Below are 9,669 nucleotides of genomic sequence, written 5' to 3'. Positions count from 1 at the left end.
GGTCACGGCCAGCCCGTCCGCCCTGGCCTCGCGCAGCAGGGGCAGTTCCTCGTGGTCGGACACCGCCCGGACGTGCAACCGGCCACCCGTGCGCCGGCAGACCTCGAGAAGCCCGGGCAGATCGTCCACCCCGGCATCCACCGCGAACAGCCCGCCGGCCTCCGCGACCTCCTCGGCGGCCGCCACCACCTGTGCGGAGTCCAGGGTCGGCGCACCGGCGACGCCCTTGCCGGCGGCCACCGCCGACACCCCGAACACGCCACGATCCAGCAACGTCCCGAGCCCGCCGAGATTCCCCGGAACCGCCGCGCCCCACAGCCCGACGTCCACCGTGGACTCGCCGGAGACGTCCTGCCGCCAGCGGTCCACGTCCTCGGGGGTGATCGCGACCGGGTCGCCGTCGGTTCCGTAGTCGATCACCGAGGTGATCCCGCCCTGAGCCGCCGAATGCGTGCCCACCGCGACGTCCTCGGTACTGACGTGCGGGTCGACGAGTCCCGGCATGAGGACCACGTCATCACCGAGCGCGATCGTGTGGTCGCCCGCCAGACCGATGTCCCGCGCCTCCGACCCCGTCCGCACCGACGAGATCACTCCCCCGTCCACCGTGACCGCCGCCTGCTGGATGCGATCGTCGATGACCGCGCGCCGGGCGTGGATCAGGAGTTCGTACTGGGCCACGGGTGGCTCCTTCCGGGTTCTCGGACGATGGCGGGGCACCCTTCACCCGACATTGTCCCCCACGGCGGGCTCCCCCGCGGGAGCGCGGCCGGATAGCGTTGCCATGACCAGACCACGCCCCAGGAGGCCCCGCATGACCGACACCCCCGCCGGATTCGTCCCCACCGCGGACCTCGTCGACGAGATCGGCGAGGACGTCCGCAGCTGTGACACCCAGTTCCGCGACCTCGGCGGCCGGACGGAGTTCTTCGGTCCCGTCTCGACCGTCCGGTGCTTCCAGGACAACGCACTGCTCAAGAGCGTGCTCGGCGAGCCCGGCGAGGGCCGGGTCCTGGTGATCGACGGCGGTGGCAGCCTCCACACCGCGCTGGTGGGAGACCTCATCGCCGAGCTCGGCCGTTCCCACGGCTGGGCCGGGGTCGTGGTCAACGGCGCCATCCGAGACTCGGCGGTCGTGGGCGGCATGGACTTCGGATGCAAGGCCCTGGGCACGAACCCGCGCAAGTCCAGCAAGACCGGCGACGGCGAACGCGACGTGACCGTGAGCTTCGGCGGGGTCGACTTCGTCCCCGGTGACACGCTCTACGCCGACTCCGACGGGATCGTGGTGCGCTGACCCGACCGGGTCGTTCGTCGCACCCGCCCGAGCGCCCGCGGGGTGTGCCCGCGGGCGGGGTCGCTCAGGAGGCTCCCCCGAGGCTCGCGACCGGGATGGTGAGCACGTCGCCGATCGAGGCCTCGGGCCCGTAGCTGCCCAGGGACCCGGGCGCGTAGGAACCCGTCGCGTTGGGCAGCTCCACCGACAGGATGACCGAACCGGCGTTGATGAGCCCGGTGAGCAGGTCCATCAGCGAGCCGGTCCCGAGCGACCCGTAGCCGATGCTGCCGAGCGCCTCCCCCACGTTGGGAGCGAGGAGCACGCTGCGAATCGTTCCCATATCCGCGGACTCGTCCGGCTCGTCTGCCGCCGCCGTTCCGGCTCCGGTCAGCAGGGCGGCGGCGGCGAGTGCCGAGACGGTCGCTGCGAGGGTGGTCGTGCGCATCGGGATCCTCCGGGTCGTCGCCCCGCCCCACGGCGGGGTCTCACCCAGGAGATGGTATCGGGGGTCACACCAGTGTGGCGCGCGACGCGGCTTTCCGGCCCGCTCGGCCGATCAGGCCTCGCGGCGGATCCAGCGCAGCAGGGGCCCGAGTGAGACCCGGTCGGTGAGGTCCAGCCCACCCAACTCGAGCATGGACTCCTCCTCCGGGGTGCGCTCGGATTTGCGACGCAGCGCCGCGAGAGCGGTCTTCACGCCCAGCCGCTGCCGGAATCCCAGCTGGTCCGGGGTGACCACGCCCCGCAACTGGAAGAGCTTGAGATCGCGGAGCTGATCGCCCGAGAACTCACTCGACATGAGCTCGATCCGGGCGTCATCGGTGACCGGAGTCGGGCCCACCATGACGACGGCGACCCGGCGCCCGGCCTCGACGAGCGCCTCCCAGTTGTCGCGGATGAACGCCGAACCACCCAGCCCGCCGGCCGCCCGCATCCCGGTGACGAGGACGACCGTCCCGGCGACGACGAGTTCGGCCGGGTCCACGGCGTCGTGATGGGTGGCCCGGGTGTCGAATTCCTCGGCGAGCCAGGTGGCGTAGCGCCTGGCGCCGGGGTCATCGTCGTGCAGCACCACCGGAGCCTGGATCGTCCGCCGCGTCTCGTCCGCCATCAGGCCTCTCCCCGTCCGTCGCGCGCGACCACCCGGGCTGCGCGGCCCCCGATCTCCACCACGTCGCCGTCGACCAGACCGCGACCGCGACGGGTGTCCACCTCGTCGTTGACGCTCACGGCGCCGGAGGCGACCGCGTCCTTGGCCTCGGCACCCGAATCGAGCAGTGATGCCAGCTTGAGGAACTGCCCCAGCGTGAGCTTGCTGCTCAGGTCGCATTCGACGTCGTCGACGGGTGGACCGGCCGGCGGGGGTGTCACCCGGCCGGTCCGTCCTCGTCCTGCGATGTGGCGGCTCATACGCCCGAGCCTATCGGGCGCGCCGTCATGCGAGCGGACCCGTCCTCGCGGGCTGCTCGCCGGGCAGGTCCCCGCGGCCGCGTCGCGTCACCAGGGCCAGCCCCGTCCCGCCGGCCACCAGTGCCGAAGCGGCCAACGCCAGCGCGATGATCTGCACGCCTGACATGCCCGAGGCGTCGTCGACCTCCTGCTCGTCCACGTCGGGGGACTCGCCCCTGGACGGCAGTGGTGGCAACTCGCTCAGCACGGGCAGGTCCGTCACCACGGCCCGGCCGCCCGGTCCCGGGAGCTGGGCCGAGGCCACCGGCGCCCCGGCCAGGACGACCGCAGCGCAGAGCGCGGCGATCATGCTGGCGGGGCGACGGCGGACCATGGATGCCTTCCGAGACGGAGGCCGGGCGGCCTGCTATCAGAATAGACCTGATCTTAGGTTCCATTAAGGTCAGGCGCCACGGCGGATCTCAGCGCTGTGCCACGTCCGTCGGTCGGACCGGCTCCGGCAGCGCCGTCTCCCCCATGAGAAAGCGATCCACCGAGGCGGCGGCGGCGCGCCCCTCCGCGATGGCCCACACGATGAGCGACTGCCCGCGGCCCATGTCACCGGCCACGAACACGCCGTCGACATTGGTCGCGTAGGTGCCGTCACGGTCCACGTTTCCGCGGTCGGTGAAGTCCACCCCCAGGTCGGAACAGAGTCCGGCCTTCTGGGCACCCGTGAAGCCCATCGCCAGCAGCACCAGGTCCGCCGGGTACTCGAAGTCCGTACCGGGAACGGGCTCGAAGCGCCCGTCCACCATCCTCACCTCGGAACCCTTGAGGGCGGTGACGTGCCCGTTCTCCCCCACGAACTCGGCGGTGGACACGCCGTAGACGCGCTCACCGTTCTCCTCGTGGGCGGAGGCCGTGCGGAACATCAGCGGGTACATCGGCCACGGGGTCGAGGCCGCACGCGTCGCCGGCGGGCGGGGCATGATCTCGAAACTCTTGACCGACCTGGCCCCCTGACGGGTCGCCGTGCCGAGGCAGTCCGCGCCGGTGTCGCCGCCACCGATGATGATGACGTGCTTGTCCCGCGCGTGGATGGCGGGCAACCCGTCGGCATCCACCACCGGGTCGCCGACCGCGGCCTTGTTGGCCAGGGGCAGGTAGTCCATGGCCTGATGGATGCCCTCCAGCTCACGGCCGGGCACGGGCAGGTCCCGCCTCATGGTGGCGCCGCCGCTCAGCACCACCGCGTCGAACTGCTCCTGCAGCTGCGACGCCGTGATGTCCTCGCCGACGTTGACCCCGGAACGGAAGACCGTTCCCTCGGCCTCCATCTGCGCGAGACGCCGGTCGAGGACCGCCTTCTCCATCTTGAACTCGGGGATCCCGTAGCGCATGAGTCCACCGATGCGGTCATCACGCTCGAACACCGTGACGGAGTGTCCGGCGCGCGTGAGCTGCTGCGCGGCGGCCAGACCCGCCGGGCCCGAACCCACGACCGCGACGGTCTGACCCGTACGGAACGACGGGATCACCGGTGCCATGCCGCCGTCGGCCCACGCGGCCTCGGCGATCTCCACCTCAATCTGCTTGATCGTCACGGGCGGCTGGTTGATCCCCAGGACGCAGGAGCCCTCACACGGCGCGGGGCAGAGCCGGCCGGTGAACTCAGGGAAGTTGTTGGTCGCGTGCAGACGGTCGACCGCCGCGTCCCACTTCCCGCGGTGCACCAGGTCATTCCACTCGGGAATGATGTTGCCCAGCGGACACCCCTGGTGGCAGAACGGCACACCGCAGCTCATGCAGCGGGAGGCCTGGGTCTTCAGGTGATCCTCCGGGAGGGTCGTCGACTCGTAGACCTCCTTCCAGTCCATGATGCGCAGGTCGACGGGGCGGCGTTCGGGCAGCTCCCGCTCGGTGTGCTTGAGAAAGCCCTTCGGGTCAGCCATTTGCGGCCTCCATGATCGCCTCGTCCACGTTGCGTCCGTCCTTCTCCGCCTGCTCGATGGCCAGCAGCACGCGCTTGTAGTCGCGCGGCATGACCTTGGCGAAATGATTCACGTTCTGGGCCCAACCACCGAGGATCTCCCGGCCCCGGGCCGAATCGGTCTCCTCCACGTGCCGCTCCACGATGCCGCGGAGGAATTCCACGTCCTCGCTGGTCAGCTCGTCGGTATCGACGAGCTCCACGTTGAGGTTCTCGGGCAGGACGCCCTGCGGGTCGTAGAAGTAGGCGACGCCACCGGACATGCCGGCCGCGACGTTGCGTCCCGTCTCCCCCAGCACGACGACGCGTCCACCCGTCATGTACTCGCAGGCGTGGTCGCCCACGCCCTCCACCACCGCGGTGACGCCCGAGTTGCGCACGCAGAAGCGCTCGCCCACGATGCCGCGGAGGAAGACCTCGCCGGCGGTGGCGCCGTAGCAGATCACGTTGCCGGCGATGATGTTGTTCTCGGCCGCGAAATCGGGCGCGGCGCCCTCCGCCGGGCGGACGACGATGCGTCCCCCGGACAGTCCCTTGCCCACGTAGTCGTTGGCGTCACCGAACACCCGCACGGTCACACCGGAGGCGAGGAACGCCCCGAGCGAGTTGCCGGCGGACCCCGTGAAGCTCAGGTCGATCGACCCCTCCGGGAGCCCGGCACCACCGTGCGCCTTGGAGATCTCGTGGCTGAGCATGGTGCCCACCGAGCGGTTCACGTTGCAGATCGGGTAGCTGCCCGCGAACGGCCCCGTCGCGGGATCAGCGATCACGGAGCGGCAGTCCTCGATGAGCCGGCGGTCGATGACGCCCTCGAGCTTGTGGTCCTGCGACTTGGTGTTCCGCAGGTCCTGGTGCATGAACGGGGACTCCGCCTGGGCGAAGATCGGCGCCAGGTCGAGCTTGGCGACCCGCTTGTTGTGGGCGAACGCCCGCGACTTGTCGAGACATTCGGAGTGTCCGATCGCCTCGTCCAGCGAACGGAACCCGAGCTCGGCGAGGTACTCGCGCACCTCCTGGGCGATGAACTCCATGAAGTTCACCACGTACTCGGCCTTGCCGTTGAACCGCTCGCGCAGGATCGGGTTCTGGGTGGCGACACCGACGGGGCAGGTGTCGAGATGGCACACGCGCATCATCACGCAGCCGGCCACGACGAGCGGAGCCGTCGCGAATCCGAACTCCTCGCCGCCGAGCAGCGCCGCGACGATGACGTCGCGTCCGGTCTTGAGCTGTCCGTCGACCTGGACGACGATCCGATCCCGCAGGCCGTTGACCAGCAGGGTCTGCTGGGTCTCGGCGAGACCCAGCTCCCACGGGCCGCCCGCGTGCTTGAGCGAGGTCAGCGGAGACGCGCCGGTGCCGCCGTCGTGGCCGGAGATGAGCACCACGTCGGCGTGCGTCTTGGACACACCCGTCGCGACGGTGCCCACACCCTGCTCGGCCACGAGCTTGACGTGGATCCGGGCCTCGGGGTTGGCGTTCTTCAGATCGTAGATGAGCTGCGCCAGGTCCTCGATCGAGTAGATGTCGTGGTGCGGCGGCGGCGAGATCAGCCCGACGCCCGGGGTCGAGCCACGGACCTCGGCGACCCACGGGTAGACCTTCCCCGGCGGGAGCTGGCCGCCCTCGCCCGGCTTGGCGCCCTGGGCCATCTTGATCTGGATGTCGGTGCAGTTGGCCAGGTAGTTGCTGGTCACACCGAACCGGCCTGAGGCCACCTGCTTGATGGCCGACCGGCGCCAGTCACCGTTGGGGTCGGGGCTGAAGCGGTCGATCGACTCGCCGCCCTCGCCCGAGTTGGACCGGGCGTGGAGACGGTTCATGGCGATCGCCAGCGTCTCGTGGGCCTCGGCCGAGATGGAGCCGTAGCTCATCGCGCCCGTGGAGAACCGCTTGACGATCTCCGAGACGGGCTCGACCTCCTCGATCGGCACCGGGGGACGGGTCCCCTTCAGCTCGAACAGTCCGCGGAGGGTGGCCAGACGTTCCGACTGGTCGTCGACGAGCTGGGTGTACTCCTTGAAGATCTCGTAGCGACCGGAGCGCGTGGAGTGCTGGAGCTTGAACACCGTGTCCGGGTTGAACAGGTGGTACTCGCCTTCCCGGCGCCACTGGTACTCCCCGCCGATCTCGAGCTCGCGGTGCGCGGCCTCCTCCGGCCGCGGCAGGAACGCGAAGCGGTGGCGACGGGCCACGTCCTCGGCGATCTCGTCGAGCCCGATGCCGTCGATGGGGCTGATCGAGCCGGTGAAGTACTCGTCGCACAACTCCTGCGAGAGCCCCGTGATGTCGAAGAGCTGCGCACCCGTGTACGAGGCCAGGGTCGAGATGCCCATCTTGGACATCACCTTGAGCACGCCCTTCGCGGCGGCCTTGCGGTAATTGGCGCAGGCCGCGGGGGTGTCCACCCCGGTGAGGTGACCGGTCTTGACGAGCTCGTCGATGGACTCGAACGCCATGTACGGGTTGATCGCCTCGGCGCCGTACCCAAAGAGGACCGCCATGTGGTGGACCTCGCGGGCGTCTCCGGATTCGACCACGAGGCTGACCCGGGTACGGGTCTTCTCGCGGACGAGGTGGTGGTGCACGGCCGAGGTGAGGAGCAGCGACGGAATCGGCGCGTTGCGCTCATCCGACTCACGATCCGACAGCACGATGATCGTGGCACCATCCTCGATGGCGTGGGAGATCTCGCGACGGATCCGTTCCAGGGCGATGCGCAGGCCGCGGCCGCCGTGAGCGACGTTGTACAGGCCGCGGACGACCACCGATCGCAGACCGGGACGGGTCTCGCCGGCCGCCATCAGCGTCGACAGCTCGTCGTTGCCGAGGATCGGGTTGTCCAGGCGGATCTGGCGGCACGACTCCGGGCCCGGGTGGATGAGATCGCCCTCGGGGCCGAGCGTCACACCGTAGCTGGTGACGAGCTCCTCGCGGATCGCGTCCAGCGGCGGGTTGGTGACCTGGGCGAAGCGCTGCGCGAAGTAGTCGAACAGCATCCGTGAGCGCTCCGACAGGACCGGCAGCGGCGTGTCGGTGCCCATCGATCCGATCGCCTCCGCACCCGCCCCGGCCATCGGCGAGACGAGGATCCGGAGCTCCTCCTCGGTGAATCCGAAGACCCGCTGCCTCAGCACGACACGCTCGTGCGGCATGTACGGGTGGTCGACCTGCGGGAGATCCCCGAGTCGGACCATGCCCTCGTCGAGCCACTGCTGGTACGGATGCTCGGCGGCCAGCTCGGTCTTGATCTCCTCGTCGTCGATGATCCGCCCCTGGGCGGTATCGACCAGGAACATCCGGCCCGGGCGCAGGCGGGTCTTGGTGACGACCTTGTCCTGGGGGATGTCGAGGACGCCGACTTCGGAGGCCATGACGACGAGCCCGTCGTCGGTGACCCAGATCCGGGACGGGCGCAGACCGTTGCGGTCGAGCACGGCGCCGATCACGGTGCCGTCGGTGAACGTGATCGACGCCGGTCCGTCCCATGCCTCCATGAGGGAGGCGTGGTACTCGTAGAACGCCCGCTTGGCCGGGTCCATCGTCTCGTGGCGCTCCCACGCCTCGGGGACCATCATGAGCACGGCGTGGGGCAGGGTGCGCCCTGCCAGCGTCAGCAGTTCCAGCGCCTCGTCGAAGCGCGCGGTGTCGGAGCCGCCCGGGGTGCAGATGGGCAGTGCCGCCGACAGGTCCTCGATGTGCTCGCTGGACATGAGTGACTCGCGGGCCCGCATCCAGTTCTCGTTACCGCGGGCGGTGTTGATCTCACCGTTGTGGGCGACGTAGCGGAAGGGATGCGCCAGCGGCCATGCCGGGAACGTGTTGGTGGAGAAGCGGGAGTGGACGATGCCCAGGGCGGACTCCACACGCTCGTCCTGGAGATCCAGGTAGAACTCCGGGAGCTGCTTCTCGGTGAGCATGCCCTTGTAGACGAAGGTCCGAGGGCTCAGGGACGGGAAATACACGGTCTCCGAGCCGAGGTCACCCTTGCCGGGCCCCTTGGAGCCCAGCTCGTGCTCGCAGCGCTTGCGCACGACGAAGCACTTGCGCTCGAGGTCCAGCTCCGTGAGCAGCGCCCCTCCGGGGCCGGCGGCCTTGACGAAGATCTGGTGGATGCTGGGCTGCGCGTCGCGTGAGATCGCGCCGACCGTGGAGTCGTCGACCGGGACCTCACGCCACCCGATCACGGACACGCCCTGTTCGGCGGCGATCCGCTCCACCATCCGCATGGCGTCCATCGCGAGCATGCGGGACTGGGGGAGAAAACAAAGGCCGGTGGCATATGCACCGGCCTCAGGCAGTTCTACGTCCTGCTCCTCACGCATCACTTCGCGGAGGAACAAGTCCGGTACCTGGATCAACAAGCCCGTGCCGTCACCGGTGTTGGCCTCGGCGCCAACGGCGCCGCGGTGCTCGAGGTTCACCAGTGCGGCGATCGCCTTCTCGACGATGTCCCGGGACTTGCGTCCGTACATATCCACAACGAACGCGACTCCACACGAGTCGTGTTCGTATTCAGGGCGGTACAGGCTCTTGGGGCCGGGAGTCGTCATCATGTATTCGCCTTCGCTTGTCGACGGGCGGACTCCGTGGTGTCTGGAGCACCCGTACTCAGAGGACCGAAGTGCTCTGGCTCGGAAATAATATGGGCAGAAGGGGCGCAGCACACAAATCGGGAAAGTCAAACTGTGGCCCCTGACATGGGAACCCGAGTCCACCTTGTGAGATTTCTCTCAGGGTACGCGCCTCACGCCCACCCGAGATGGCGGAAGGCCCGCCCCGGGCGAATGCTCCCGGGCCGGGCCTTCTCTCAGATAACTCACCGAATGAACGGCATTGGTGGCAACGTGACACCGTCCGGCAGCGCCACTTCGTAGTCACCCAACGATCCGGTCATCACGATGGCGGCATTGACGCCCACCGCGGCGCCTCCGACTCCGGCGACACCCGGCTCGCCCCCACGCCCGTTCGGCGTCGGGGGCCCGGGCGCAACCGGCGGCGCGGCGAC

At 69.4% G+C, this 9,669-nt stretch carries 9 protein-coding genes; 1 reads left to right on the top strand and 8 read right to left on the bottom strand.

Annotated elements, in window-relative coordinates; translation table 11 throughout:
• A partial coding sequence (locus tag G6023_RS08085) for an amidohydrolase family protein (RefSeq protein WP_472986431.1) occupies window positions 1-681 on the bottom strand: 681 nt, incomplete at its 3' end.
• Between the two features lie 133 nt (window positions 682-814).
• Here G6023_RS08085 and rraA point away from each other — a divergent pair.
• On the top strand, window positions 815-1,297 hold the full coding sequence (rraA, locus tag G6023_RS08080) for a ribonuclease E activity regulator RraA (protein ID WP_119192687.1): 483 nt from the start codon (window positions 815-817) through the stop codon (window positions 1,295-1,297).
• A 64-nt stretch (window positions 1,298-1,361) separates the two neighbouring features.
• Here the strand turns inward: rraA and G6023_RS08075 are convergent, their stop codons facing one another.
• The 7 genes from G6023_RS08075 to G6023_RS15735 all read right to left on the bottom strand — a co-directional run.
• The gene (locus G6023_RS08075; protein WP_182634910.1) at window positions 1,362-1,724 is read right to left on the bottom strand and encodes a hypothetical protein; all 363 of its coding nucleotides are present in this window, start codon (window positions 1,722-1,724) and stop codon (window positions 1,362-1,364) included.
• A gap of 111 nt (window positions 1,725-1,835) precedes the next feature.
• The gene (locus G6023_RS08070) at window positions 1,836-2,390 is read right to left on the bottom strand and encodes a hypothetical protein (RefSeq protein WP_182634908.1); all 555 of its coding nucleotides are present in this window, start codon (window positions 2,388-2,390) and stop codon (window positions 1,836-1,838) included.
• The gene (locus G6023_RS08065; protein WP_241727764.1) at window positions 2,390-2,689 is read right to left on the bottom strand and encodes an RNA-binding S4 domain-containing protein; all 300 of its coding nucleotides are present in this window, start codon (window positions 2,687-2,689) and stop codon (window positions 2,390-2,392) included. Before G6023_RS08065 ends, G6023_RS08070 begins: the two co-directional genes overlap by 1 nt.
• A 25-nt stretch (window positions 2,690-2,714) precedes the next feature.
• Entirely contained in the window at window positions 2,715-3,038 is a 324-nt protein-coding gene (locus G6023_RS08060; protein ID WP_241727763.1) for a hypothetical protein, read from the bottom strand.
• A 112-nt stretch (window positions 3,039-3,150) separates the two neighbouring features.
• A complete protein-coding gene (locus G6023_RS08055) occupies window positions 3,151-4,623 on the bottom strand; it encodes a glutamate synthase subunit beta (RefSeq protein WP_182634906.1) in 1,473 nt (490 codons plus the stop codon).
• The gene (gene gltB / locus G6023_RS08050; protein ID WP_182634904.1) at window positions 4,616-9,217 is read right to left on the bottom strand and encodes a glutamate synthase large subunit; all 4,602 of its coding nucleotides are present in this window, start codon (window positions 9,215-9,217) and stop codon (window positions 4,616-4,618) included. The genes G6023_RS08055 and gltB overlap by 8 nt, the downstream gene beginning before the upstream one ends.
• Before the next feature lie 263 nt (window positions 9,218-9,480).
• A partial coding sequence (locus G6023_RS15735) for a hypothetical protein (RefSeq protein ID WP_206680987.1) occupies window positions 9,481-9,669 on the bottom strand: 189 nt, incomplete at its 5' end.

Origin of the sequence: Dietzia sp. DQ11-71 (assembly GCF_014144995.1) — a bacterium.
Classification (GTDB): domain Bacteria; phylum Actinomycetota; class Actinomycetes; order Mycobacteriales; family Mycobacteriaceae; genus Dietzia; species Dietzia kunjamensis.
This window is presented reverse-complemented; position numbering and strand designations above follow the sequence as displayed.